Origin of the sequence: Melghirimyces thermohalophilus (assembly GCF_900102685.1) — a bacterium.
GTDB classification, from domain to species: domain Bacteria; phylum Bacillota; class Bacilli; order Thermoactinomycetales; family DSM-45169; genus Melghirimyces; species Melghirimyces thermohalophilus.
Genome location: NZ_FMZA01000012.1, coordinates 28,488 through 53,244, shown reverse-complemented (window position 1 = coordinate 53,244; position 24,757 = coordinate 28,488). Strand labels below are relative to the sequence as shown.

Here is a 24,757-nt window from a genome sequence, read left to right as displayed (position 1 = left end):
CCGAGGAGGGGCTTTGTTTTATGAAAGCTGCGCGGATTATTGAACACCATCGGCCGCTGGAGATTCAGGACTTGCCCGATCCGCAACCGGGTCCCGGGGATGCGATCATCCGAGTGGAAGCCTGCGGGATTTGCCGCAGCGACTGGCACGGTTGGCAGGGGGATTTTGCATGGATCGGACTGTTCCCGGAACTGCCGATCACGCCGGGGCACGAAATCGGCGGGGTGGTCGAAGAAGTGGGAAAGGATGTCCAGAACTTCCGTCCAGGGGATGCCGTTACCACCCCCTTTCACATGGGGTGCGGCCGGTGTGAGTATTGTCAGCGCGGCGTGCCCAATATTTGTTCCAACGTTCAGGTTTATGGATTTGTCACCGGGCTGAACGGCGGCTATGCGGAATATATTCTGATTCGGGAAGCCGACTTCAACCTGATCCATCTGCCGGAAGAGGTGGACAGCGTAACGGCGGCAGCGGTCGGATGCCGCTTTATGACCGGATACCACGGCGTTGTGCGGGGGAAGGTTCAACCCGGGGATTGGGTGGCGATTCAGGGGGCCGGAGGTGTCGGCTTATCGGCAATCCAAGTGGCGAACGCCCTCGGCGCCCAGGTGATTGCAGTCGATATCGATGATCGGAAGCTGGAAATGGCCAAACGAGAAGGAGCGGTTTTCACTGTCAACGCCCACAAGGAAAATGTTCCAGAGGCGATTCAGGAGATCACCCGCGGTGGTGCGCAAGTGGGTCTGGACGCTCTCGGGATCAAGGAGACGGTGGTAAATTCTGTCCTTTCCCTTCGAAAAGGCGGACGACATGTTCAGGTGGGCTTAACCACCTCGCAAGAGGGGGGCAACGTTTCCTTGCCCGTGGATCTGATCACCGCTTCGGAAATCGATTTTGTGGGCAGCTTCGGAAACCCCCACCCCGACTATCGCGGGCTGCTGGACCTGGTTTCCTCCGGGAGGTTAAACCCCAAACGGCTGGTGGAAAAAGAAGTGGCTTTGTCCGAAGTGAACCGGATCTTCGATGATATGACACAATTTCAGACGAACGGCTTCAACGTGATTACCCAGTTTAAATAAAGTGCGATCCCCCTGCCGCATTGAGCGAACAGGGGGACTTATTTTGCCGTTTATCGCAGGCCGTATTTTTTTAACCGCTTATACAGGGTTCCGCGGGCGATGCCCAGGATGCGTGCGGTTTTGGATAGGTTGTATTCCGTCGAGGCCAGTAGTTGCTTCAAGTATTCCTTTTCATCGGTCGAAGGAGGTACGGGGATTTCTCTATCCGTGGTTATCATCCCCTCTGTTTCCCTCACGGAATTCGGCAGATGTTCCGGCCGGATCACCGGCCCGTCTGCAAACACGAGGGCGTGTTCCAGAGCATTCTTCAGTTCCCGCACGTTTCCGGGCCATGGATATCGCTTCAAATCCTTTATCGCCTCCGGCGAGAGGGTGTGGACGATGTCCATTCGCTGTCGTATTTCCACCTGGCGCATCAAATGTTCTGCCAACAGGGGAATATCGTCGGGCCGTTCCCGGAGGGGCGGAATCGTAAAGGTGATCGTGTTTAAGCGAAAATAGAGGTCCGAGCGAAACTCCTTTTTCCGGACGGCCTCTCTTAAGTCCTTATTGGTGGCGGCGATGACCCGGACTTGGACATCCCGCGGCTTTGCTTCCCCGATGCGCGTGACCTGATGCTCCTGCAGGGTGCGAAGCAACATCGCCTGGACAGGGAGAGGTAGTTCCCCGATTTCGTCCAAAAAGAGGGTACCGCCATCGGCGTTTTCAAACCAGCCTGGCTTGCCTTGTTTAAGCCCGCCTGTAAACGTCCCCTCTCCGTAGCCAAACCATTCGCTGGCGGCCAAGGAATGATGGAGGGCGGCACAGTTAACCGGAAGAAACGGCCCCTCCTTGCGGGCGCTGTGCTGGTGAATCCGTCGAGCCAGCACTTCTTTTCCCGTTCCGCTCTCCCCCAGCAATAAAATGGGGACGTCCTGCTGGGCCGCCCGTTCCACTCTGTTCACAAGGTGGATCCACCGGGGATCCCGTCCCACCGTGTCGGAGTTAGAAGGTGGTTGCACTCCCGTATAGAATTTGCGGCTGTCTTTTCGTTCACAGGGGATCTGGACCAGGACACCGATGAGGTGTTGTTCCTGACGAATCAGACGAACGTTTCCGATCGGTCGCTTCGCGAAAAACGGGAGGGGCTGGGTGATCACTTCGGCGTTGTATGTTTCCAACTCGATGAAATACGTCTCCCAGTCGAAGGATGACTTCCACGAAAACGTCCATTTCTCGGGATCGCGGTTGTGACGAACCACCCTTCCGTCCCGGTCAATCGCCAACAGCGTATCCTTTTTGATGTCGTGATGAAACGCGGTGAAACATTGTTCCAACTGGGCCTGTTCCAATCGAACTCGATAGTAGAGTTCGGTTTCGATGGTTTTGGATAACATCATTGTCAAGGGAAGGGCGTTATCCGGGAATTTTTCCGTGAAAGTGGTTAAATCCAAAGCCCCGATCATCTGACCGCTCAAGGGGTGGCGGATGGGAACACCCGCACAGGAATAAGGTTGCCACGACTCGCAAAAGTGTTCCGCATCGAAGATGGTGATCGGTTTCTTCTGGGCCAAAGCGGTACCGATGGCATTCGTTCCGCAGGTTGCCTCGCTCCAATCGCCTCCCGGCGCAAAGTTGACCGAGGATACCGCTTCAAATAAGCGGCCCTGCGCCTGTAAAAACAGAATGCGACTCTGGGCGTCCGCCAAGGCGACGGCATAGTGTTCATCGAAACAGGCATCGATTTGGGGCATCACCGCTTGAAAAGCTCTGCCGAGGGCATTCGAATGTCGCAGCTTATCCAATGCTCGTTGGGATAGCGACCGAGGGGCTTTCGGAAGTTGCGGATCGACATGGTGACGCTTGCTCCGTGCCCACGACTCGGCAATCGCCTGCCGCGTGGTGGAAGGAACTTCATCAGTTGCTAGATACCGATCCCTCGCATGGATCCGTTCAACAAACAGATGGATCCCTCCCCGTTGGAAAAATCTATTAATTTAATATTTATAATATTATAGGATCGATTGGGTGGCAAGCAGAGGGAGAGAGAGAAGGAAGTCAGTGGTAAAGAGGATCGGGACTCTCTTGCCGGACAGCAACCGGAGTGGCTCCGAGTAAATGCCGCCTCTCACTTTTTCACAATACTTCCAAAGAGGCGTACAGCATTTTGGACTTGATCTAAAATCATAATCTGTAAAGGTTAACGTTGACCCATTTCTCTTTCAGATTTCGAAAGAGGAAGTATGTTCGGGGCATGCTTGGAGAGAGGATTCGTGGGAAAGATATTTTTGAATAAGCTTGCAATAATGAGGTGCGTCGGCATCACCTGTATTCGGGCAAAAATGTATGCAGCCCAAACAGGGTTCTGATACAACAAGATGGCCGCGTTTTTCCATGGCGGAAATGATAGCGCCGAGACCAAGCTCAAAATTCGCTAACGCTTCATCTGAAATAGGATGAAGCGCTTCTTCCAATGAGTGCCCCCAATGTTTAAGTTTCGAAACGGTCTCCTTCCCCTCTTCAGTAAGGCAGAGCAAGGTTACCCGACGATCCTCGGGCTTTTGAGTCTTGGTAATCAACCCTTGTCTAACCAGGCCATTGACAATTTTCACTGCAGTCACATGAGTTGTGCCGATTGAATTGGCGAAGTTGCCAATGGTTGCCACATCGCTACGTGTATAATAAGTAAAAAGCAACGCTTGAATTTGTACAGGTGAAAATCCCAGTGCATTGCTTTCTGCCTGCGTCACTTTTTTTATTGCCTGCGACATGCGGAATAGAGCCATCCCTATACGAGCAGAACGATTACTCTTTCGATGCTGAGGATCAAATATCATATCATTTCATACCTTACATGTTCATTTTTCGTCTATTTTACATGAAAACATGATCAGATAAAAGTTAGGTTTAAAAAGGTAGGAGGTGTCTCATCCGACACCTCCTACTTCAGCATTATCCTTTTTTTACATCTTCTAAGCTTGCGCCATAATTAATGTGGTATACCTTATCGTCAATCACCAAGGCAGGAACCGATTTAACACCAACTCTCTCTGCTTCTTCAATGCGATTTCCATCGGTACCCAGATGTACGATTTCCGTATCGATTTTTGATTTGTCGAGATACTCAAGTACAACTTGTTCAGCATCTGCGCAGACCGGACAACCAGCATGATAAAAAACTGCTTTTGTCATTCATAATCCTCCTCAGTCAAATTATATGTAGCTTTGCTACATATTTGTATTATAGATCAAAGGCTTAAACACTATCAACCTTGATTTCGCAAGCAATATGGTACCGGTGAAATCCGCACCTCATCCAACGCATCTGACTGACGGGAATCGCTAATAAAGGTTCAGTGCAGTCTGAAGTACCGACGTTTGCGGGAAAAAACCCGTTTTTCAATCTTTATTCGGTCCAAATACTCGTTTCTCAATAGAGGAGGACTGGCCGAGCAGTCGTTTCTTTAATGAGGTTTTCCATTCTCTGTAGAGGGGAATTGGGTAGTTGGACAGGTGGCTCAACGGGCTTGAGAGCTCCATAATCCCTGTGGCTGTCACCGGGTCGGGTTGGCGATGCGCGGGAATGTTTCCTGTTCTAAAACTCGATATGCTGACCAAAAATGACAACCCCCCGCCCTAAGGCGGGGGGGTCTGTTCAGGATCTGTTGGTTTTCTTCGGCCACCGGAAGGGTGGCACGTAGTGGAGCATCGTTTGAAAGAGAAATTCCCAGTGTCGCTCGTTTAACGATTGCACCGGCGTATCTCGGTCGATGCCGAGATTTCTGCTCAGGCGGGTAATCTGAGGGGGTGTAAACACGCCTGTGAACGCCTGGGACAGGGGAGCGTGAGGATGACGCAGGCCGGTTCGGGCCAAGGCCAAAAACCGGGTGCGATGGCTGGGTGCGATCCCGGGATGTTTCTTTTTGCGGATGAGGAGGATGGACGAATCAACGCGAGGGGGCGGTGAAAAGTGATCAGGCGGGATGGTTCGCTCCCTTTTGATGTCGAACCACATCCTCCAGGTCAGCGTGCGAGGATCGCGAATCGGAGTCCCTGTAAAGCGGATGGCCGCCCCCTTTTCAATCACCAACACCGCTCGTTGCAATGGCATGGCTGGCCGATCGAGCAATTTGTGCAAAATAGGGGTGGTGATGGAATAGGGAATGTTGGCCACTACACAAAAAGGTTTTCGGGGGAGATTCATCTGAAGAAAATCGGTTTGGATCAGGCGGATGTTGGATTGCCCCTGTATCTTTCTGCTCAGCTTTTCCGCCAATAGGGGATCCTTTTCCACTGTCAGCACATCACCCGCTTTCTCGGCTAAGGGTATCGTCAGAGCGCCGGTCCCGGCACCGATTTCAACAACATGATCTTTTCGCCTCAAGTCGGCCAGCTGGATGATTTCCTGGATCGTTCGACGGTTGTGCATAAAATGTTGACCGAACTCTCTATGACAGACGGAGGTTTTCCGTTTTTTGCCCATCAAAAAAGCACCTCTTTCATTCGTTATGGAACGAAAAAGGCGCAGCACAAATAAGCGTGGTCGAAGAGCGACCAAGCCTCTTTGTTCTGCGCCTCTTGTTACCGCAAACGAATGAAAAAGATGCCGCCGTTGAATTGCATCGCCATAAAGAAATGCATTGCATGGGCTTCCTTTCAGATAAGCTCCGAATTATTATACCGAACCCGTATAACTTTGTCAAGCGCCCCCATTCGGCCTGCTTGCCGTTCGACTACCTTCCATGATGTTGTACGTGAGCGGTGGAGTGATCTTCTGTTTCTATCTCCTGTACAGGGCCGCTCGTTGGATTATAAAAAACCCCCGCCAATCCAGCGGGGTTGTGGCTCGGAAGGGAGTTAGCCCTCCAGGTTTTTCTTTTTCAAGTACCAGTCGGTGCCGGTGAGATCCCCTTGGAGACGTTGGTTGACTCCTTCCACGCTGGCGGGAGCGGGTTCGACTACTTGTTCGCCGGGCTTCCAGTCGGCCGGTGCGGCCACGCTGAATTTGTCGGCGGTTTGCAGGCCATCGACCAGCCGGATGATTTCGTCGATGCTGCGACCCACATTGAGGGGATAATAGATGATTGCCCGGATCGTCTGTTTCGGATCGATCACAAACACGGTGCGGACAGTAGCCGTTTCATTGGCTCCCGGATGGATCATGCCGTATTTTTGGGAAACGGCGGTATTCAGGTCGGCGATCACTGGGAACGGGACTTCCACACCCATTTTCTCTTTAATGTTGGTCACCCAGGCCAGGTGGGACGGCAGGCTGTCGACACTCAGTCCGATCAGCTTCACGTCGCGCTTTTCAAACTCATCATTTTTCCGGGCAAAGGCCATAAATTCCGTGGAGCAGACCGGGGTGAAGTCGGCCGGATGGGAAAAGAGAACCACCCATTGCCCTTCGAAGTCGGACAGGCTGATTTCTCCGTGGGTGGTTTTGGCGGTGAACTGCGGTGCTGGATCCCCGATTTTAGGGAGGGTGGGGGTTTGCGCTTCCACTTGTTCCATGGTTGAGGACCTCCTCATTGTGTTTTTGACTTCTCACAAGTAATCCTATCACTTTACTTGTGATTATGCCAATTCCTATTGTACAACTGGTGGCACTTTTTTTAAATACCTAAAGTGTCAAGATCCCCCCCCAATCTTATGGCGAAAGAATCCTTTTTGCCGTTAGAGGCATATAAAAAACCACCCGCGCCAAAAAGGCGGGGATGGTTTGAATCACAGTTCTTTCACCGCGGCGGTGGCGATCAGTGTCCAGCCGATCAAAAAGGAGACACCACCGAAAGGTGTGATCATGCCCAGCTTGGTGATATTCGTCAAAGCCATGATGTATAGGCTGCCGGAAAACAGGATGATCCCGGCTAAAAGCAGCCAACCACCATTGGTCACCAAGGGGTTGGTTCCGATGCGACCGGCCAACAGCCCTACAAACAGCAGTCCCAGGGCGTGGATCATGTGGTATTGCGCGCCGGTCTGCCAGTTGGACAACATTCTCTCCGACACTTTTCCTTCCAAACCGTGGGCGCCAAAAGCACCTAGAGCGATGCTTACAAACATATTGATCGCTCCTAATAAGATAAAGACCTTCATGTTGGTCCCCCCTATTTAACGACATTGCTCGATTCCATGTTCAGTATAAAGCTTTCCCGGAAGGAACGCACCTAGGTTCACCCCATTGACAAAAAGGAATCCAAGTCTAAAAAAGGGGTTAACAAATAATGACTTTTACATTATAATAATTATAAATAAGAGCGCCGGGACAAATGCGACCCTTGAAAAATCAGTCCATCCTGCTGTTTGCCGCTGTCGGCAGACAGCTTCTCTCATTTATAGGGCTTTAGACAATGAATTTTATTCTCAACGGGATTGGCGAAAGGCGGTGCATTCGATATGATCGATCAAACAGGAATGACGAGAGTGGAACCGGCGATGCGCACATCCGCTGCGGACGCATCCCGCTCAAACAAAGGCGATAGAGAGAAAAACCGCTGGTTCAGCTTTGTCCGCGTCCATGGTGAAGCAGTGGCGGCAGGGATCAGCGGTCTGCTGATCCTGTTGGCTTGGTTGGGTTCCGGCCACTTGATCCCCGACGAAGCTCTCTATCTCGCGGCTTATGTTGTTGGTGGATTTGCCAAAGGACGGGAAGGGATCTTAGCCTGGATCCACGAACGAAAATTGGATGTCAATCTGTTGATGCTGTTGGCTGCCGCCGGAGCAGCCAGTATCGGCTACTGGATGGAAGGGGCGCTTTTGATCTTTATCTTTGCCCTGAGCGGAGCGCTGGAGGCTTATTCGGAACAGAAAAGTCGCCGGGATTTGTCGGCTTTGATGTCCCTGAAACCGGAGACCGCCCGTATCGTTGTTCAGGGAGAGGAGCGGGAGATTTCCATCGATCAGCTGAGACCGGGAGATATGGTGCTGGTCAAACCGGGGGAACAGATTCCCGTGGATGGAACGGTGACCGAGGGCCTGTCGGAAGTCAACCAGGCGACGATCACAGGGGAATCCGTGCCGGTGGAAAAAGAGGAGGGCAGTGAAGTTTTTGCTGGAACCCTCAACGGAACCGGTTCGCTGACCCTCCGAGTGGATCGGCCGATTGAGGAAAGCACCTTCTCCCGTATCCTCCAGCTGGTCCGTGAAGCGGAGGAGCAGGAACCCCCTTCCCAGCGCAAGATCGAGCGATTTGAAGGGGTTTACGTCAAAGCGGTGTTGGCGGTAACTGGACTTTTGCTGGTACTTCCGCCCCTCCTCTTTTCTTGGAGCTGGGGGGATACCTTGTATCAGGCGATGGTGTTTATGGTGGTGGCTTCTCCCTGTGCCGTCGTCGCTTCGATTATGCCGGCGGTGCTGGCCGCCATGTCCAACGGCGCCCGCAAAGGAATTCTGTTTAAAGGCGGGGCTCATGTTCAAAGCTTTTCAGGAATTAAAGCGGTCGCCTTTGATAAGACCGGTACACTGACCTGTGGAGAACCGGCGGTGACCGATGTGGTGCCTTTGGGGGATCGGGATGAAGACGAGGTGTTGAAAGCGGCCGCTGTTTTAGAGTCGCTGTCGGAACACCCCATCGCCCAGGCGATCCTGCGGGAAGCGAAGAAACGAGGAATGACCGTGGATCGTCCTGAACGATTCGATTCCCAAACAGGGCGGGGAGTGGAAGCGGAGTGGAACGGGACCAGATGGCGTATTGGGAAGCCGGACTGGATCCTTGCGGAGGATGCCGACCGCTCCCGGTTGGTATCTCTGGAGAGTGACGGGAAGACGGTGGTCTGTTTGGCGGATGACACTGGCCCGGTGGGGCTGATCGCGCTGAAGGATACCATCCGTCCGGAAGCCCAGGCGGCGATCCAACGCTTGCAGCAACTGGGTCTCCGTGTGGTGATGCTGACGGGAGACCAGCGGGAAACAGCAGAGGCGATCGCCCGGCAGGCGGGGATCGATCAGGTTCGCTATGGACTCCTTCCCGAGGACAAGATGACAGCCCTCAAGGAGCTAGAACGGGAGATCGGCCCGACAGCGATGGTTGGAGACGGGGTGAATGACGCCCCGGCGTTGGCAGGAGCTTCCGTCGGGATCGCTATGGGGGCGGCGGGCAGCGATGTCGCTCTGGAGACAGCCGGGGTGGTGTTGATGAATGATGACCTTCACAAAGTGCCGCAGGCAATCGCCCTCGGTAAGCGCACCTGGTCGATTACCCGGCAGAACCTTGTCTTTGCGCTGGCAGTGATCGGTTGTCTGATCGCGGCCAACTTTATCCAGGGGATCTCCCTGCCTCTTGGAGTGGTAGGCCATGAGGGCAGCACCTTGCTGGTCATTTTAAATGGACTGCGGATGTTGCGATAAGATCATAACAGGCGGTCCCCAGTGGGGATCGCCTTTTGTTTTAAAGAAAAAGGTGAGCCTTAAGTACTCCGTTTTTGGTCTCGCAATACACCCATCGGGCACAAGTCTTGCCAGGGTTACTCCGTTTCCTGGTCTCGCTACGGGCAGGGTCTTGCCCTCGGGTGCAAAGTCGCTCTTTCGGACAGACCTTTCCTTCGCACAAGGAGCGGCTATTCGTCGAACGTCTAGCTACATCGGATTACTCAGTGATAACCTAGATTTGACTGACATGAAACGATGGTATGTCATATTGCGGGCTGTCTGTTCCCATGTCAGCCTGCTTTTTAAGTAAAGGAGGATCAGTGTGACAGAAAACCGGGAGGATGACCGCTGCCATAAAGAGGATCTCATTTTACCGAAGGAAGTAAAAAAGGGGATTCACAATTTTCTTCAACAAATCATTGCCCGCGTTGATAAAAATGGACCGAAAAAATAGGGGGAAGCACGGAGGTTTCCGCTGCCATTTCGAAGGGTTCTATCGTGACGACCCTTCACAAGATAGACAGGGATTGCGGGAAGACGGAGATGGTGAGAGGGGTTTTGCCGATCACTTCCCCGTCGGCATGGACCAGGAGGGGAGGGTCGGATTCCAGAGTGATCCGGGAGCCACGATGAAGTTGGATGGAGGGGTGATCGATGTGCCGGCCTTTATATACGCGGGGGAAGAGCCTTATTAATTGACGGTGTCCTAGGTCGTGTACGCAGCATAAATCAAGCTGCCCGTCATGACAACTGGCGGTAGGACACATCTTCATCCCTCCGCCGTAATTGGGCTGATTGCAGACAGCGACGATCCATACGCCGTCCATATCATGGCGCTTGCCATCCACCGTTAATTGCAGGCGGGTCGGTCGGTAATTCCATAAGGTTTGCAAAAAACCGAGGGGGTAAGCCAATCGGCCCAGTCGGCGGTGAAAGGCGGACCGATTCACCCGATCCGCCACCTGACCGTCAAATCCCATTCCGGCGAAGCCGACAAAGGTGCGACCTCCGATCCGTCCGGTATCGATCCGACGCACTTCTCCCTTCAGGATGCGGTTTACGGCGGCTTCCGGTCGGGTGGGAATTCCGTGGGCCAGGGCAAAATCATTGCCTGAGCCCGCTGGGACATACCCCATGGGGATCTTCGTTCCGGCCAGGGCATTGCCCACCTCATGGACGGTACCATCTCCTCCGATGGCAATTACCGCCTGCAGTTCCTTCTCCTGAAGCATGCTGCGGGCGATGTCCGTTGCGTGACCGGGAGATTGGGTGATCTGTACCTGGTAGGGGAATCCCATTCGGGACAGCAAGCGTTCCACTCGGGTCCCTGCTCGCTGGCCGCGCCCGTTTCCGGAGGTTGGGTTGACGATTAAGACGTACATGCTCACACCTCGAGCTTGTGATTTTGTTGCCACCGGCTGTATAACCTGTGAGTCATGTGGTGATACAATCCCGGAAACCAGCTGCGAACACGTATCGCCCAACGTAAGCTTGCGGGAATCACTTTCATCCGTGGATGTTCGATCAAGCGCAGGGCGTGGCGGGCGACAACACGGGTATCGAGCAGCTTCCGGGACAACGCAGGGGGAAACAGTTGGCCCGGGTCTTCGCCGCGGAAAAAGGGAGTTTTGACAGGTCCCGGACACAAGACCCCAACCTGAATCAACGGGGCGTACTCCAGATGGAGCGATTCTGAAAAGCCGATCAAGGCGAATTTGGAGGCGGCATAGGCGGCCAGATTGGGCGTGCCGGACAGCCCGGCGATGGAGGCGATATTGACCACCTTTCCTCCGCCCTGTTGCAGCCAGTGGGGGAGCATGGCTAAGGTCATCTGGACCGCCCCCAGGTAGTTGGTTTCCATCATGGCCCGGTATTCGTCAGGAGAAAAGTCGAGCGCTCCGCCGAAGCGTCCGTAGCCCGCGTTATTGATCAACACATCTACGGAACCGTATCTTTTGATCACCTTTGAGACGACAGCCTCGACTTCCCCCTGTTTGGTAACATCACAGACAAAGAAATCCCCCCGCTTCAACTCTTCCTGTACTCTCTTCAGGTTCGCCTTATTTCGCCCCAGCAACAGGGGGATATCGCCTCTCATCGTCAGTTGCCGGGCGATTTCTTTTCCGATGCCGCTGGAACCGCCGGTAATCAGGACCACTCGAGACATCTACTCCCCTCCTCTCATTCCATCGGAACCTGTGGCAGAATCCGCCCTTCAATCCGTTGAAAAATATCATCGAGATCTCGGCCGGTGACCGTGAGGCCGTGATTTTTCAAGCCGACGACAGCCTTGGCGGGATCTTCCGCTTTTCGGATCTGGTCGGCCACCGCCTCCGCCAATTGGACAGTACCGCAGGGATAATTGATCTCCGTCGACGGAATTCCCTCCATCCAGGCATGGATATGGATGATCGCCCCCACTTCTGGATGCTCGGAGTAGATCATCCAATGTTCGATCGCATCCACTGAAGCCCGCTTGGGTTCGATTTTGGGAGGGACACTCACTTCCATGGCCGGCTGATCCTCATCAAATCCTTTGATCAAAAGGATATCCCTTCCGATTTCGTGAAGGTTGCCTTTGTTGACTCCCCGGGCACTCATCCAAAACTGGTTTCCCTCTCGACGAGCACTCAGGTTTCCGTAGCTGAGCCCGCCGATGCCGTACAGCCGTTGGATATGTCGGTAAGCTTTAGCGGGAAGCACCTCTTCGATGGGGAAGGGGGTCGGTAGGAGGTTCCATTCATCCAGTTTTTTGCCCGCCTGATGGATGTGTCTTGTCACCTCGTCCCCCTCCCACAGAGACTCCGGCAAGTCGGGATAAAAGGTGTTATCGATCACCAGCTGTGAAGTAGCGAGGGGTTGCAGGCGCTGAAAAATATTGCGGAAGTAATCCGGATCCCCAAAGCTTTCCCGGATCGGATAACATCCTTGTTCCAGGGTGATAAAATGGGCCTGCAATCGGTCATCGGAGGTATCCAGGTGAATCAGCAGGTTTCCCAAAGAGCGGATCAGAACCGGATACGCCGTATGTAGCAAGTGTTGAGTCTTCGGCTGAGGACTCTCCATCACCGTCACCACAAAGGTCCCCTTGCCGCTCCGGCGGAAGTGGCGGGGGGAGTCAGGGTTGACAAAATTGAACACCAACTGGACATCCGGTGAAGCCTCCCCGTCCCACTGATAATCGTGGGCTTCCATCTCTTCTCGCAAACCTTGGGCAAAGGATTGAAGTTTGGGGTTGTGGAGTCCTTCCCCCACAAAGGAAAATGTTTGCATCATCTCACACTCCCAAAACATAGAATGCGGTTTCTATATTTTACAGATAAAGGGTGATTTATCCAGGTTGGAGCGGAGATAAGCCCACCTTTACCGATGATGTCAAAAAAAAACCCGCCGTGAACGGCGGAAGAAAGCGGTGGTTATTGAAATTTCAGGGTAACCACCAAAATGATGAACACCAGCAGAAGCAGGGTGATGTTCAACAGATTGGCGTAGCGTTTGACGGTCCCGGCCAAGGCAGCGGGGTCTTTTTCCGTTTTTCCCTTTTTGAGGAGCCGCCCTCCGTAGATCGGGAGCCCGATCACATAGAGCAGGACGACCAAGCTGCCAAAACGCTCTTTGATCAGGAGGTAGAGCGGCTTATCCGGTCCCCACTGCACGAGCATGTACAGACCCGTCAGCAGGGTGAGGACAGCGACGGGAACCATCATCCGCACGTTCAGGTTGTGTACGTTTTGGAAACTCTCTGTCATGGAGAGACCCTGGTCGTGCAACTTGGTCGATTTGCGCAGCCAGACGGCCATTACCGTCAGACCGCCTACCCAGCTGGCAATACTGAGTACGTGGATGAAGAGTGCAATCTTAATATCCATATCCATCCCCATTTCTAAGCAATAATCGTTGGACCCCTTCAGGGAATGAGCACTTCAAACCCTTCGGTGGCGGGGTTGCGGGTCTGTTGTTCTTTTCGTTCGCCGTGCGCCTGGGCGAAATGCTCGCTCTCTGTCCAACGGATAAAATCTTCTTTGCTCTCAAATACGGTCTCGGCCACCAGATGGGTTCCGTCTTCCGCTTGCAACAGGCGGAAAGAGACGAAGCCAGGCACCTTTTTCATCCGTTCCGGAGCCTGGCGGAACCGTTCCACCAGTTCACCCATGTGGTCCCGGGAGTCCACCCGGATTCGGTTGTTGACTTGATACATATGGACAACCCTCCCACACCCATTTTAACAAAGCCGGTTGAAATTTGGACCATTATTCTATGATTTCTCCCCAAAAAGTCACGAATACAAGATTTTTCCTTGTTGACGGCGGAAATTGCATCGATTTTTCATATGCTTGTATTCTTGTGGGCAGTCTTTTTAGCTTTCAAAGGGGATCATCCCATACTGCCGGGAGGTCATCGACCGCTTAGTGGGCAATGAAGAACAACAGGAAACGTAAGTATGTACCCCCGGGGGGCTTTCGTTACAGATAATGTATAAAAGAATGATCCATTTCGATAAAACACTTGACATTGCAAGAATAGACTTAATTTCTACTAGATGAGGTGGGGAATATTGTGTTGAGCTTCAATTGGCGGTCATTCATTAAATGGATCCTTATCAGTCTCCTTTCCTTCATTGTACTAGTCATCTTATTTTTCCAATTGTTCGGTTTCTATCGAGTTTATGGGGATAGTATGGAACCCGCATTGAAGCATGGTCAGATGGTGATGTCCTTGAAATGGGATCAAGCCCCCGACGTGGGTGATATCATTCTTTTTCATCATGGTCAGAACATTTTCATCAAACGGGTGGTAGCCCTGTCGGGGTCCACTGTTGAAGCCAAAAACCAGAAGCTGTATATCAACGGAAAACAGGCTGAGGAGAAATATTTGGCCATGAAACAGCCAGTACAGGATTTTGGTCCGATTAAAGTTCCGGATGGGTCGGTGTTCGTTTTAGGGGATGAACGGGAAGGGAGCTATGACAGCCGTGAAATGGGCCCCATATCCAAGGAACGGATCAAAGGGGTGCTCATTGCTTACTAAGGATGAATTGAGGAGGTTTAAGAGCCTTGCAAAACATGGAATATTTGAAAGCCATCTGGTTGCAACCGCGAAACACGATATCCGAACTGCTCGACACAAATAAAAAATTGTACATATTGTTTGTGCTTTTGGCTGGCATTGGCCTCAGATTGGATCAATCATCCAACTCAAAGAGGTGTTCCAACACCCAGCCCGAAGTCGTGTCCGTGGCCAGCGCCGGATCCAAGGATGGTGGTTCTGTCTGCGCGTTCAACGTGATTTCCTGCTTTCCGTCGGCTGCCGGTTTCCCGCCGCAAGCAGATAAGAGCGGCAACAAAATCAACAACAAGGTCATCAGAAGCAGAACGTGTCGTCTCATACCCTCAGCCCTCCCCAGTTTGATATCGGTGTTTCGGGCCCTATATATCTGAGGATTTTGAATAGTATGTCCCGGTTATACCAGAGCAGCTTAAAAAATGAAAAAGGAGCGGGCGCACCCGCTCCCTAAGGCGAAACGTTGGTGTCATTCCTTGCTTGCGTGTTTCTCTTTCCCAGACCGTTGACGATCATCACCCCGGAGAGGGCGATGATGCCGCCGATGAGGGAAAGGGTGCTAGGCCACTCCGCAAGCCAAATCCACGCGATGACAATGGCAACGGCGGGTTCGAGGTACATCATGCTGGTCACTGTGCTGGCTTTGCCTGCGGAGAGAGCCGTGGCCCAGGTGACGTAGGCGATCGCAGCCGGAAAGACTCCGACATACAGGGCGGAGAGATGGGCTTCCAGGGTGGCTTGTTGCAGCGATTCAAACAGGCCGGGTGAAAACAGGAAAAAGGGCAGCGTCCCCGCCCAAGTGAAGGTGGCCGTCAACTCCACGGGGCGGTAGCGGTGTAACAAAGGTTTCTGAAAGACAAAAAATATAGATGCGGCTAGGGCTGACGTTAACACGAAGAAAGCGCCGGGGGAAAAGTGGAGGGTGGGGCCGGCACTTCCCCATGTGATCAACACGATTCCGGTGAAACCGATAGCGAGGCCGGCCCAGCCCCATAACCCCAATCGCTCCTTTAAAAAGAGAACGGCGATGACGGCGGTAAAGATCGGTGCGGAACCGATCAACATCCCCGCGGTACCCGCGGATACCGTCTGTTCGCCGAAGGTGACTCCCACGTGATAGATGCTGATCCCGATCCAACCGAGGATGAGAATCCGGAAGCCATCTTCTTTTCTCGGCAAGCGAAAGGTAACTCCGGGCCACAGGGCGTAGAGAAGAAAGCACCCCGATGCGATCAGATAACGAACCAACACCAGATGACCGGGGGCATAGCCTCCCTGCAAGCTGGCGCGAATAGCGGCAAAGGTGGATCCCCAGATCACAATGGTGGTCAATGCCATAGAAAAAGCCTTGGTATTCATCTGCTCTTCCCTCCTCAAATGATTTTCTGACCCGGTGCTGATATGTAAGGGAGCCCCCCTCACGTCAGATGAGGGGGGCTCGGCTGAAGAACCAATCGGTACGGGTTATTGTGTGCGGTCACCGGTTTCCGGGTTGTCTCCACCAGTGGCATTACCGCCTGGATCGCCGGAGGTGTCTCCTCCGGGGGTATCCCCGCCGTCAGTGCCGTTGTCACCACCGGTCGGATCTGTACCCCCGGTATCCCCACCGTTTCCGCCGTCACCGCCAATCTCTCCGCCGGTTTGGCCGTCTTGATCGCCGTTGTCACCGCCATCTCCAGGGTTGGGGGGACCGTCTCCGCCTGGTCCGCCTCCTTCGCCAGGTTGACCGTCAGCGTCTTCATCCCCGGGCTGGTTCGGTTCTTGAGGCTCTGGCTGTTCCGCCGGTTCTTCCGGTTGCGGCTGTTCCGGTGGTTGATCCGTTTCATCATCGCCGAAGATGCTGTCCAGCAAGCCGCCCCCTTTGTTGGAACCATTTCCGGAAGGGGGTTGGAAACGGCTGGGTTCGGTACCTTTCAACGTTTCACTCATCACCTGTTGGAAAATGCGGGCGGGATATGCGCCGCCAGAGAGCTCCACCTGGCCGCCGTCATGGTTAAATACGGTGGTGGCCATGACATATTTCGGTGTGTATCCCACAAACCAGGCTTCTTTGCTGTTTTGTGTGGTGCCGGTCTTACCGGCCACATCCCGTCCGGCGATTTGCGCGCTTTGTCCGGTGCCGTTATCTACTGCGTGTTTCAAAATCTGGGTCATGGTCCAGGCGGTGTCTTCGGAGAAGACCTCGATGTTTTTCTCTATTTCCTCCTTCGGTTCCAGCTCATTTCCATCGGCATCGACGATCTTGGAGATCGCATGAGCCTGGGTATATTTTCCGTCATTGACGAAGGTGCTGTATGCCTGCGCCATCTGCAGGGTGCTTACCCCTTCGGTCAAACCGCCCAGGGCCAGGGGAGCCGGTGTCTTGTCTGCAGGCTTCAGGTTGAGTCCCAGTTTTTGTGCGTAATCGAAGGCGTTGTCCACACCGACCACTTCCACCAGAAGCCGGGCCGTCGACACGTTCATCGATTGTCCCGCCACTTCGCGCAGGGGGACATTTCCGTGGTACTGGTCATCATAGTTTTCCGGTGACCAACCTTTATAAGTGAAAGGGGCATCGGAAACGATGGTACTACCGTTGTAACCTTTGTCTTCGATGGCTGGTGCATAGGTGGTCAGCGGCTTGATGGAAGAGCCGGGCTGCAGAGTGGCTAGAGCTCGGTTGGGATAGCCACGCATGTAATGCCGTCCTCCGCCCAGGGCCGCGATTTCCCCGGTTTTGGGGTCGATGATAGTCGCGCCGGCATCCAGGTTTTTATTGTGATGGTAGGCGGAGTCCTTCTTCAAGGTTTGCTCCAGGGTGCGTTGAGCTTTTCGGTTCAATCCCGTGTAGATTTTGTAACCGCCGCTGGCCAATTCCTGAGAGTTAAGCCCGTAACGCTTTTCCGCCTCTTCAAAAACGTATTCCTTGTATGCCGTGTACTGTTCCTCTTTCTCATATTTTTTGAGATAGTCGCGATCGACGCCCAGGTCCATCTCTTGATATTTCTTATTCTCTTCCTCGGTGATCAGGCCGTGTTCGGCCATTTTATTTAAAACCACGTTGCGGCGGTGTTTGGCCTCTTCCGGATTTTTATAGGGGTTGTACCCCTCAGGCGCTTTGGGAAGTCCCGCCAGCAGTGCGATTTCGTGGGGTTCCAGCTCATCTTTGGTCAAATCTTTTCCGAAATAGATTTTGGATGCCATCTGAACACCAGACACCCCGTTGCCGAGATAAATGTAATTCAGATAAGCTTCCAGGATCTGCTCTTTCGTATATTTTCGTTCCAAATTATAGGCGAGAGCGATTTCGTTCACTTTCCGCAAAAATGTCTTTTCCCGGTTGTTTAGGATCACATTTCGCGCCACCTGCATGGTGATCGTACTGGCGCCTTCCTTGGGGCTCATCGTCAGGATGTCTACTGCGAGGGCGCGACCCAGCCCCTTCAGGTCGGCTCCGTTATGTTCATAGAACCGTTCATCTTCCACAGCCACAAAGGCTTTGGCCAGATCTTCGGTTTTTATCTTGTCCAAGTCGACATATTCCCTCTGGTTACTTCCGAGGGTTGTCACTTTTTTCTCGTTGCGGTCGTAGATGGTGGTGGCAAACTGCATGTTCTCGAGGCTTTCGAGATCGTACATGCTAGTCGTCATCAACACGGTAGCGAAACCGCCCAGAATAAACAAGGCCGTGGTCGAGAGGACCAAAATCCACCACTTTTTGGTCATCATCGATTTCCAAAACATACGACCCACAGGTTTAAGCTTTTGCAGGTTCATCCGATTCTCTCCTCCCAAGGTACAATATATATCATCTGGGTTGTCCAGTAAAAGGAATTCTGTGACGAAAAATCATCCTAAAAGGCATGTACGACAAGATGGTGTGACGGGGTGCCCGATCGAGGCATTTGTTTGTGATCAAAGCCGCCAGGTACGATTGACAGGCGGCAATGTAAGGGGCTTCGTGTTACAATAGGAAGCGGTGCATGTGGAAATGGACAACGATGCTGTCGACAGGGGCCGGCTGACGAGAGGAAACGGATCGTTGTCCAATGTATGAACAGATGAACTTATCCGGAAGGGGCAAGAGGTGAGGAATCATGCCGGATTGGATCCTGTGGGTGATGATCCCCTGGTTTTTATTCATGATCTGGTTTTTGGCTACCGGGGGCTACTTCATGTTCCGCAAGTTTATGAAGGGAATGCCGAAAGAAGACGGGAAATCAGATCTCGACTGGCAGGACTACTATATAGAGAAGACCCGGCACCTGTGGTCAGAAGAGCAGAAAGCGCTGTTGGAAGAGCTGGTTCAACCGGTGCCGCAGATGTTCCGGGATACGGCGAAGCGAACCATCGCCGGCAAAATCGGGCAGTTAGCGGTGGAGGAGAAGGCGGATCGGATTACTGAATCGCTGATCGTGCGAGGCTATATCATGGCTACGCCGAAGCGGGATCACAAGTGGCTGGTCCAAACCTTGGAGCGTAAACAGATCGATTGGACCCCCTATCGCCAGCTGTTCCAATAACAGGCATCACCGCCCGGTGGTGCCTGTTTTTCGCACAACCGGTGGCCGATTTGTTTTTTATGGTCACTGAGGGGCTGTGCTATACTGGACAGGGTAATAAATGGAACAACGGAGGTCGGCATGATACGAGTAAACCATTTGGTCAAGCGTTACGGTGAAACACGGGTGGTGGATGATGTGGGGTTTGAAGTGGCTGAAGGGGAAGTGTTCGGCCTGTTGGGCCCCAATGGCGCGGGTAAGACGACGACGATGGAAATGATAGAGGGCTTGAGACGCCCTGATTCCGGGGAGATCCGTCTGTTCGGGGTGGATGCCGTCCGTCACCCCGCCAAGGTGAAAGAGCTGATCGGGGTTCAACTTCAGTCGACGGCGTTGTTTGACCACCTGACGACGGAAGAGAGTATCCTCCTCTACGGCAGCTTTTATCAGGAGATGCGCCCGGTGGAAGAACTCCTGGCGGCGTTTAACCTGCAAGAGAAGCGGAAGACCCTGGTCAAACATCTCTCTGGGGGACAACGGCAGCGGTTGGCCATCGCTCTGGCTGTCGTTCACGGCCCTCGGGTGATCTTTTTGGATGAGCCGACAACTGGCCTCGATCCCAAGGCGCGCCGGGACCTGTGGGAGATCATTCAGCGTCTGAAAGAAGAGGGGAAGACACTCTTTTTATCGACGCACTATATGGAAGAAGCGGAATATCTGTGTGATCGGGTGGCGATTATGAATGCGGGACAAGTGATCGCCCTGGACACCCCCACTGGACTGATTCGGAAGCTGGGCTCCGACAGTATCGTGGAATTTGCGGCGGAACGGAACGCCGCCGATGCCCAGCTTCGGCAGCTGGAAGGAGTGAAGGAAGTGAAACAATCGGAGGAAGGAGTCATCCTTCTTTTGACTGATGATCTGCGGGGGACGCTGTCGGGATTGATTTCCCTGGCGGATCAGGCGGGACTAGCCTTAAACGGCCTCCGGACCCGGACAGCGACCTTGGAGGATGTATTCCTTGAACGGACCGGAAAGAGGCTGACAGACGCATGAAGGCATACTGGCGATTAACCTGGGCGCAATTGTTGCTCTTTGCTCGCAATAAAAATACGATTATTTGGTCGCTGATTCTTCCTGTTTTTATGATGTTGGCCCTGGGTACCTTTTTGGGAAACGGGGGAACGAGCCAGTTTCAGCTCAAAGTGGCGGTGGCCGATCAGGATGATACCGATCGTTCCCGAAGCGTCATCGAAAAATTGTCGGCTACAGAAGGGTTGGAAGTGAAAGAGATATCGCGCGACAAAGGCTTGTCCCAGTTGAAAAAGGGGGACGCCGATATCCTGGTGGTCCTACGACAAGGCCTGGGGGAGCGATTGGCCGCTGCGGGGAAAGAGACCGACGGGAATGGCCAGCCCTTTGTCCAGTTGTACATGGATCAAAGCAACCCGACCGTCTCCCAGGTGGGTTCTACCGTGATTCAGGAGGCGGTGGACCGTCTGAATAAGGAAGCGGTTGCTTATCAACCGCCGGTTGAAACCGAGGAAATCAACATCCAGACCCGTCCCCTGGGCTATATCGATTTTCTTGTCCCCGGTATTTTGTCTCTGATGATTATGAGCAACAACTTGAATGGCGTGGCGGCCACGATCGCTTCCTGGCGGGAACGGGGAATTTTGCGGCGGATGCAGGGCACCCCGCTGAAAAGCTCCACCTTTATCGCCGGACAGATCACTGCCCGGGTGCTCCTCAACGGGCTGCAGGCGGTGGCGGTGTTGCTGGTGGGATATTTTATCTTTGATGTTCACGTCTATGGATCCTGGCTGTTGTTGCTGTTGTTTATTCTCCTGGGAACGCTCACCTTTATGTCGATCGGATTTATCATCGCCAGTCTGGCCCGGACACCGGAGAGCGCAGCTCCCATCGCCGGATTGGTCTCCTTTCCCATGATCTTTGTTGGCGGTATCTTCTTTCCGCTGCGGGATTTGCCCGGCCTGTTGCAGCCCTTGGTGAAGGCAATCCCGATCGGTTACCTGACGGATGCCCTGCGGGCGGTGATGAATGAAGGGGTAGCCCTGCCTCAGCTGTGGCTGCCGGCGGCGGTGCTGACGGCTTGGCTGATCGTTTCCTTTACCGTGGCGGCGCTCACCTTCCGCTGGGATGTGAAATAAGGTTGGAAACGTTGCAAAACGAAGGCAGGGGCTAGTCGACTTTAAGAAAATGGATAGGTGAAAGTTCCCCTGTACACCCTTACATGCTGATTTTCCATTGGCGAATCTTTCGAGCGGCAGCCAGTTGTTCGCGGGGGGAAAATGGGGGGCGACGCTTTCCCCGTATGGGAGATACCATACGAAAGAAAGGAAGGTTCCAATGATCCTGGGGATCGGTACCGATCTGGCGGAAATCGAGCGGATCCGTCGGACCGGAGTGGATCGGTTGGCAGAACGGATTTTGTCCGATGAAGAAAAGTCGGAGCAGCCGACGCATCCCGGTCGGATGGTGGAGTGGCTGGCCGGGCGGTTCGCGGCGAAGGAGGCCGTAGCTAAAGCGGCTGGGACAGGAATCGGAGGGGTGGTGGGGTTTCAGGATATACGGATCCAACGGGATTCCCAGGGAAAACCCCACGTCCGGATCGTCCCTGAGGCGTTAGAGCGGCTGGGGTGGCGGGAGGATGGAGTGTGGGTTCACCTCTCGATCACCCACACCCGGGAAACCGCCGCCGCCTTTGCTGTGGTCGAGGGACGGTGATCCGCCGGGTCACTTGTTCCGCTCTCGCTTTGTACCCATAGGGCACAAGTCTCGCCAGGTTCGCTTCGCTCCCGGTCTCGCTTTGGGGGTGAACGGCCGTCTTTCTTTCGGTGATCAGATGAACATTTCTGGAAGGGGTACTAAGCCCGTCATCCTTGTCTGCATATCCGGACAGGGCTGTACATATAGTTATAACGCGGTTGGGAGGGACATCTTTTTGTATCTCTACACTGCACAGGAGATGCGCGATCTGGACCGGTATACCATTGAGCAGTTCGGGATGCCGGGTGCGGTACTGATGGAGAATGCGGGTCAAAAAGCGGCTCGCGCGTTGTTGGATCGTTTTTCGGAGGCGAATCGGGCTGTGATCCTGGCCGGTTCGGGAAACAACGGCGGCGATGGATTTGTCATCGCCCGCCACCTGGCTGCCGCCGGTTGGGATGTTTCTGTCTGGTTGTCCGGGTCGGTGGAAAAGATGTCGCCGGAGACGCGAGCTTTCTACGGTGTCTGCCGGAAGATGGGCCTTGCGGTCAAGGCTTACGACCCGTCGCGGAGCCAAGAGTTGGCAGCGGATCTCGGTCGAGCGGATGTCGGGGTGGACGCCCTTTTGGGAACTGGGGTGCGGGGGAGATTGCGAGAACCGGTACAAAGTATCCTGCGGATGGTGAAGGAAATCCGTCCGCGGTATATCCTGGCCGTCGATGTCCCCAGCGGAGTGGATACCGACACCGGGGCGGTGCTCGGGGAGATAGCAGGGGCCGATCTTACGGTTACTTTTGCGGCTCCCAAGTGGTGTCACTATTTGCCTCCCGCGGCCAAGTTTTGCGGGGAGTTACAGGTGGTCGACATCGGCATTCCAGCTGCGGCGGTGGAACACCATCCGCCTCGAGCCCAGGTAAATACCCCCGCTCTGTGGCAACATCACCTGTCGCCCCGTTCCCCCTGGAGCCATAAGGGAACCTATGGGCACCTGCTAGTATTGGGCGGATCCCGAGGGATGTTGGGGGCTGCGGCAATGTCGGGGATGGCAGCCCTGCGCACCGGGGCGGGGATGGCCACGCTCGGTGTTCCCCGGGGACAGGAAATTGCGATGGCCGCCAAGGTGACCGAGGCTTTGGTCTGGGGCTGGCCTGATGAAGCGGAGGGTCGCTTTAGCGGCGAGCTACCGCCGGACTGGGAGGAGCGCCTGAACCGTTTTGATGCCGTTGCCGCTGGGCCGGGGCTGGGCCGGTTTGAAGGTGAAGGGGCGTGGTTGGAGGCTTTGCTCCATCGTACCCCTTGCCCGCTGGTTTTGGATGCCGATGCGCTCAACATCCTGTCTCGGGATCTTACCCCGTTAAAGGAGCGTCCCCAGGAGACGGTGCTCACCCCGCATCCCGGGGAGATGGCCCGGTTGACCGGCACCTCGGTCCAGGAGGTGGAAGCCTCCCGCCACCGGGTCGCCCGGAACCTGGCAGAAGAAACCGGGGCCACTGTGGTATTGAAGGGCACCTTTACCGTGATCGCCTCTCCCGACGGCGAGCAGGTGGTCAACACCAGTGGCCATCCAGCTTTGGCCAAAGCCGGTTCCGGTGACGTTCTCACCGGGGTTCTAGGGGCGTTGATCGCTCAGGGAATACCAGTAAAACAGGCGGTTCCGATGGGGGTGTATCTCCACGGTTTGGCCGGCCGTCTGGCTGTCACCGATTCGACCCACAGCGTGCTCGCTTCCGATGTGATCGCCCAGTTGGGGCGTGCGATCCATCAGACCCCCTGATCGCGCCCGTGCCTGACCGACACATCTCTTGAAACGCTTTTCCACGGGGAAAGGGATGATGACATGCGTCGGATCACATGGGTGTTGATCGTCGTCCTGGTGGTCGTAGCTGCCTTGTCCGGTTGCGGGGAAAAGAGCGCCGATCAAGTCGTGAGCGACCTGTCCAAACGTTCCGAAAAGATGAAAGGGTACAAGAGCAAAGGCAAAATGGTGATCCATTCCGGCACCTCGCCCCAGGAATACGAGGTGGAGGTTTGGTACAAAAAGCCTCATTATTACCGGGTCTCCCTCAAAAACACCAAAAAAGACGTCACCCAGATCCTGCTCCGAAACGATGAGGGGGTTTATGTGTTGACCCCCCATCTGGAGAAAAGCTTCCGGTTTCAGAGTGACTGGCCGGAAAACGGCGGGCAGGTGTATCTCTACCAGTCCTTGTTGAACAGTATTATCGATGATACGAGCCGCAAGATGATTCCTTCGGAAAAAACGTATCAGTTTGAAGTGTTGGCCGATTACAGCCAAAACCAGGCCATGAACAAGCAGCGTATCTGGTTGGATAAGGACTACCATCCGGAAAAAGTAGAAGTTTTGAACGAGGAAGAGAAGGTGATGGTGGAAGTCCACTTTGACCGTTTTGAACCCAACGCCTCTTTTGACAAGGACGCCTTTGAAAAGGATCGGAATATGACCGGTGTAGCGGGCCGCACGGTTCCCACGATGTCCCAGAAAGAGAAGCAGAAGTCACAAGAGAACAAAGCGCCGGAAACCGTCACTCCAGCATGGGTCCCTGAAGGCAGCCAGTTGACAGAAGAAACGACGGTGGACACCCCTGACGGCAAAACGGTAATCATGCGTTACAAAGGAAAAACCCCTTTTACGCTGACCCAGAAGCGGCCAGCAGCCATGGAAGCCAGTCTTCCGGTTTACGGAAAGCCCTATAGCCTGGACTATACCGTCGGGGTTCTCTTAGAGACGGAGGGGAAGAAGAAAAGGATGTCCTGGACCTATGAGGGAGTCGAATACCAGCTGATCGGCAAACTATCTGAAGAGACGATGGGCAAAATCGCCCGCTCCGTCTTCGAGCAACAAGAAAAATAATGGCTTCCAGCCAACCTTCACCTGCACCCCGTGCAGGTGATTTTTATGGTTTGTCACAAGAATGGATGGTATCCATTCATCCGACGGAAATAAATGAGTGGGATCATGTTATATCATAGGCCGGATTTTGTCGGTCTTTTTTTGACCACGGATAGCGGAGCCAGCGGGATATTTTCAATTGCTGG

23 protein-coding genes are annotated in these 24,757 nt (G+C 53.9%); 9 read left to right on the top strand and 14 right to left on the bottom strand.

Translation table 11 applies throughout. From position 1 onward, the window contains the following. The first annotated feature begins 20 nt into the window (after positions 1-20). Positions 21-1,079 carry a zinc-dependent alcohol dehydrogenase family protein gene (locus BLP91_RS10200; RefSeq protein ID WP_091570470.1) on the top strand — a complete coding sequence of 353 codons (1,059 nt, stop codon included), beginning with the start codon at positions 21-23 and terminating at the stop codon, positions 1,077-1,079. Between the two features lie 50 nt (positions 1,080-1,129). On the opposite strand, the gene BLP91_RS10195 is transcribed toward BLP91_RS10200, so the two are convergent. The 6 genes from BLP91_RS10195 to BLP91_RS10170 all read right to left on the bottom strand — a co-directional run bounded on the left by BLP91_RS10195 (position 1,130) and on the right by BLP91_RS10170 (position 7,157). After that, on the bottom strand, positions 1,130-2,812 hold the full coding sequence (locus BLP91_RS10195) for a sigma-54-dependent Fis family transcriptional regulator (RefSeq protein ID WP_091570467.1): 1,683 nt from the start codon (positions 2,810-2,812) through the stop codon (positions 1,130-1,132). Positions 2,813-3,280: 468 nt separating this feature from the next. Next, positions 3,281-3,829: a MarR family winged helix-turn-helix transcriptional regulator gene (locus BLP91_RS10190; protein ID WP_245662231.1), complete on the bottom strand. Its 549-nt coding sequence runs from the start codon at positions 3,827-3,829 to the stop codon at positions 3,281-3,283. A gap of 181 nt (positions 3,830-4,010) precedes the next feature. Beyond that, a complete protein-coding gene (locus tag BLP91_RS10185) occupies positions 4,011-4,250 on the bottom strand; it encodes a thioredoxin family protein (protein ID WP_091570461.1) in 240 nt (79 codons plus the stop codon). Positions 4,251-4,713: 463 nt separating this feature from the next. After that, entirely contained in the window at positions 4,714-5,541 is an 828-nt protein-coding gene (gene erm, locus BLP91_RS10180; RefSeq protein WP_091570458.1) for a 23S ribosomal RNA methyltransferase Erm, read from the bottom strand. Between the two features lie 374 nt (positions 5,542-5,915). Then, entirely contained in the window at positions 5,916-6,572 is a 657-nt protein-coding gene (locus tag BLP91_RS10175) for a peroxiredoxin (RefSeq protein WP_091570456.1), read from the bottom strand. 213 nt (positions 6,573-6,785) lie between these two features. Next, positions 6,786-7,157 carry a DUF423 domain-containing protein gene (locus BLP91_RS10170; protein WP_091570453.1) on the bottom strand — a complete coding sequence of 124 codons (372 nt, stop codon included), beginning with the start codon at positions 7,155-7,157 and terminating at the stop codon, positions 6,786-6,788. Between the two features lie 300 nt (positions 7,158-7,457). Here BLP91_RS10170 and BLP91_RS10165 point away from each other — a divergent pair, with 300 nt between their 5' ends. Next, complete coding sequence (locus BLP91_RS10165; protein ID WP_091570451.1) at positions 7,458-9,407, top strand: heavy metal translocating P-type ATPase; 1,950 nt, start codon at positions 7,458-7,460, stop codon at positions 9,405-9,407. 530 nt (positions 9,408-9,937) lie between these two features. Here BLP91_RS10165 and BLP91_RS10160 read toward each other — a convergent pair. The 5 genes from BLP91_RS10160 to BLP91_RS10140 all read right to left on the bottom strand — a co-directional run bounded on the left by BLP91_RS10160 (position 9,938) and on the right by BLP91_RS10140 (position 13,626). Continuing rightward, complete coding sequence (locus BLP91_RS10160) at positions 9,938-10,810, bottom strand: diacylglycerol/lipid kinase family protein (RefSeq protein ID WP_091570448.1); 873 nt, start codon at positions 10,808-10,810, stop codon at positions 9,938-9,940. Between the two features lie 2 nt (positions 10,811-10,812). Further along, on the bottom strand, positions 10,813-11,595 hold the full coding sequence (locus BLP91_RS10155) for an SDR family NAD(P)-dependent oxidoreductase (RefSeq protein ID WP_091570446.1): 783 nt from the start codon (positions 11,593-11,595) through the stop codon (positions 10,813-10,815). Between the two features lie 14 nt (positions 11,596-11,609). Next, positions 11,610-12,701 (bottom strand): class II aldolase/adducin family protein, encoded by a 1,092-nt coding sequence (locus BLP91_RS10150; RefSeq protein WP_091570443.1) that lies wholly within the window; start codon positions 12,699-12,701, stop codon positions 11,610-11,612. 143 nt (positions 12,702-12,844) lie between these two features. Continuing rightward, complete coding sequence (locus BLP91_RS10145; protein ID WP_143003525.1) at positions 12,845-13,297, bottom strand: hypothetical protein; 453 nt, start codon at positions 13,295-13,297, stop codon at positions 12,845-12,847. Between the two features lie 38 nt (positions 13,298-13,335). Further along, entirely contained in the window at positions 13,336-13,626 is a 291-nt protein-coding gene (locus BLP91_RS10140) for an antibiotic biosynthesis monooxygenase family protein (protein WP_091570438.1), read from the bottom strand. A 347-nt stretch (positions 13,627-13,973) separates the two neighbouring features. Between BLP91_RS10140 and lepB the strand changes: the two genes are divergently transcribed. After that, complete coding sequence (gene lepB, locus BLP91_RS10135) at positions 13,974-14,456, top strand: signal peptidase I (RefSeq protein ID WP_091570436.1); 483 nt, start codon at positions 13,974-13,976, stop codon at positions 14,454-14,456. A gap of 154 nt (positions 14,457-14,610) precedes the next feature. On the opposite strand, the gene BLP91_RS10130 is transcribed toward lepB, so the two are convergent. The 3 genes from BLP91_RS10130 to BLP91_RS10120 form a co-directional block, all read right to left on the bottom strand. After that, the gene (locus tag BLP91_RS10130) at positions 14,611-14,814 is read right to left on the bottom strand and encodes a hypothetical protein (RefSeq protein WP_091570435.1); all 204 of its coding nucleotides are present in this window, start codon (positions 14,812-14,814) and stop codon (positions 14,611-14,613) included. A 125-nt stretch (positions 14,815-14,939) separates the two neighbouring features. Next, complete coding sequence (locus tag BLP91_RS10125; RefSeq protein WP_091570433.1) at positions 14,940-15,848, bottom strand: DMT family transporter; 909 nt, start codon at positions 15,846-15,848, stop codon at positions 14,940-14,942. A 105-nt stretch (positions 15,849-15,953) separates the two neighbouring features. Beyond that, entirely contained in the window at positions 15,954-18,245 is a 2,292-nt protein-coding gene (locus BLP91_RS10120) for a transglycosylase domain-containing protein (protein ID WP_091570431.1), read from the bottom strand. A 320-nt stretch (positions 18,246-18,565) separates the two neighbouring features. Between BLP91_RS10120 and BLP91_RS10115 the strand changes: the two genes are divergently transcribed. The 6 genes from BLP91_RS10115 to BLP91_RS10090 all read left to right on the top strand — a co-directional run bounded on the left by BLP91_RS10115 (position 18,566) and on the right by BLP91_RS10090 (position 24,572). Next, a complete protein-coding gene (locus BLP91_RS10115) occupies positions 18,566-18,991 on the top strand; it encodes a DUF2621 family protein (RefSeq protein ID WP_176757933.1) in 426 nt (141 codons plus the stop codon). A gap of 120 nt (positions 18,992-19,111) precedes the next feature. Next, positions 19,112-20,026, top strand: a complete 915-nt coding sequence (locus tag BLP91_RS10110) for an ABC transporter ATP-binding protein (protein ID WP_091570428.1) — start codon at positions 19,112-19,114, stop codon at positions 20,024-20,026. After that, a complete protein-coding gene (locus BLP91_RS10105; protein ID WP_091570426.1) occupies positions 20,023-21,141 on the top strand; it encodes an ABC transporter permease in 1,119 nt (372 codons plus the stop codon). The genes BLP91_RS10110 and BLP91_RS10105 overlap by 4 nt, the downstream gene beginning before the upstream one ends. A 199-nt stretch (positions 21,142-21,340) precedes the next feature. Then, complete coding sequence (acpS, locus tag BLP91_RS10100; RefSeq protein ID WP_091570425.1) at positions 21,341-21,718, top strand: holo-ACP synthase; 378 nt, start codon at positions 21,341-21,343, stop codon at positions 21,716-21,718. A 217-nt stretch (positions 21,719-21,935) separates the two neighbouring features. Continuing rightward, positions 21,936-23,474 (top strand): NAD(P)H-hydrate dehydratase, encoded by a 1,539-nt coding sequence (locus BLP91_RS10095; protein WP_176757932.1) that lies wholly within the window; start codon positions 21,936-21,938, stop codon positions 23,472-23,474. A 63-nt stretch (positions 23,475-23,537) separates the two neighbouring features. Next, complete coding sequence (locus BLP91_RS10090) at positions 23,538-24,572, top strand: outer membrane lipoprotein-sorting protein (RefSeq protein WP_091570419.1); 1,035 nt, start codon at positions 23,538-23,540, stop codon at positions 24,570-24,572. Positions 24,573-24,757 lie beyond the last annotated feature (185 nt).

What these genes read in the sequence shown, in the direction of transcription:
- BLP91_RS10200 (WP_091570470.1), top strand. Translation starts at nt 21, where the DNA reads ATGAAAGCTGCGCGGATTATTGAACACCATCGGCCGCTGGAGATTCAG.
- BLP91_RS10195 (WP_091570467.1), bottom strand. Translation starts at nt 2,812, where the DNA reads ATGCCCCAAATCGATGCCTGTTTCGATGAACACTATGCCGTCGCCTTG.
- BLP91_RS10190 (WP_245662231.1), bottom strand. Translation starts at nt 3,829, where the DNA reads ATGTCGCAGGCAATAAAAAAAGTGACGCAGGCAGAAAGCAATGCACTG.
- BLP91_RS10185 (WP_091570461.1), bottom strand. Translation starts at nt 4,250, where the DNA reads ATGACAAAAGCAGTTTTTTATCATGCTGGTTGTCCGGTCTGCGCAGAT.
- erm (WP_091570458.1), bottom strand. Translation starts at nt 5,541, where the DNA reads ATGGGCAAAAAACGGAAAACCTCCGTCTGTCATAGAGAGTTCGGTCAA.
- BLP91_RS10175 (WP_091570456.1), bottom strand. Translation starts at nt 6,572, where the DNA reads ATGGAACAAGTGGAAGCGCAAACCCCCACCCTCCCTAAAATCGGGGAT.
- BLP91_RS10170 (WP_091570453.1), bottom strand. Translation starts at nt 7,157, where the DNA reads ATGAAGGTCTTTATCTTATTAGGAGCGATCAATATGTTTGTAAGCATC.
- BLP91_RS10165 (WP_091570451.1), top strand. Translation starts at nt 7,458, where the DNA reads ATGATCGATCAAACAGGAATGACGAGAGTGGAACCGGCGATGCGCACA.
- BLP91_RS10160 (WP_091570448.1), bottom strand. Translation starts at nt 10,810, where the DNA reads ATGTACGTCTTAATCGTCAACCCAACCTCCGGAAACGGGCGCGGCCAG.
- BLP91_RS10155 (WP_091570446.1), bottom strand. Translation starts at nt 11,595, where the DNA reads ATGTCTCGAGTGGTCCTGATTACCGGCGGTTCCAGCGGCATCGGAAAA.
- BLP91_RS10150 (WP_091570443.1), bottom strand. Translation starts at nt 12,701, where the DNA reads ATGCAAACATTTTCCTTTGTGGGGGAAGGACTCCACAACCCCAAACTT.
- BLP91_RS10145 (WP_143003525.1), bottom strand. Translation starts at nt 13,297, where the DNA reads ATGGATATTAAGATTGCACTCTTCATCCACGTACTCAGTATTGCCAGC.
- BLP91_RS10140 (WP_091570438.1), bottom strand. Translation starts at nt 13,626, where the DNA reads ATGTATCAAGTCAACAACCGAATCCGGGTGGACTCCCGGGACCACATG.
- BLP91_RS10130 (WP_091570435.1), bottom strand. Translation starts at nt 14,814, where the DNA reads ATGAGACGACACGTTCTGCTTCTGATGACCTTGTTGTTGATTTTGTTG.
- BLP91_RS10125 (WP_091570433.1), bottom strand. Translation starts at nt 15,848, where the DNA reads ATGAATACCAAGGCTTTTTCTATGGCATTGACCACCATTGTGATCTGG.
- BLP91_RS10120 (WP_091570431.1), bottom strand. Translation starts at nt 18,245, where the DNA reads ATGAACCTGCAAAAGCTTAAACCTGTGGGTCGTATGTTTTGGAAATCG.
- BLP91_RS10115 (WP_176757933.1), top strand. Translation starts at nt 18,566, where the DNA reads ATGCCGGATTGGATCCTGTGGGTGATGATCCCCTGGTTTTTATTCATG.
- BLP91_RS10110 (WP_091570428.1), top strand. Translation starts at nt 19,112, where the DNA reads ATGATACGAGTAAACCATTTGGTCAAGCGTTACGGTGAAACACGGGTG.
- BLP91_RS10105 (WP_091570426.1), top strand. Translation starts at nt 20,023, where the DNA reads ATGAAGGCATACTGGCGATTAACCTGGGCGCAATTGTTGCTCTTTGCT.
- acpS (WP_091570425.1), top strand. Translation starts at nt 21,341, where the DNA reads ATGATCCTGGGGATCGGTACCGATCTGGCGGAAATCGAGCGGATCCGT.
- BLP91_RS10090 (WP_091570419.1), top strand. Translation starts at nt 23,538, where the DNA reads ATGCGTCGGATCACATGGGTGTTGATCGTCGTCCTGGTGGTCGTAGCT.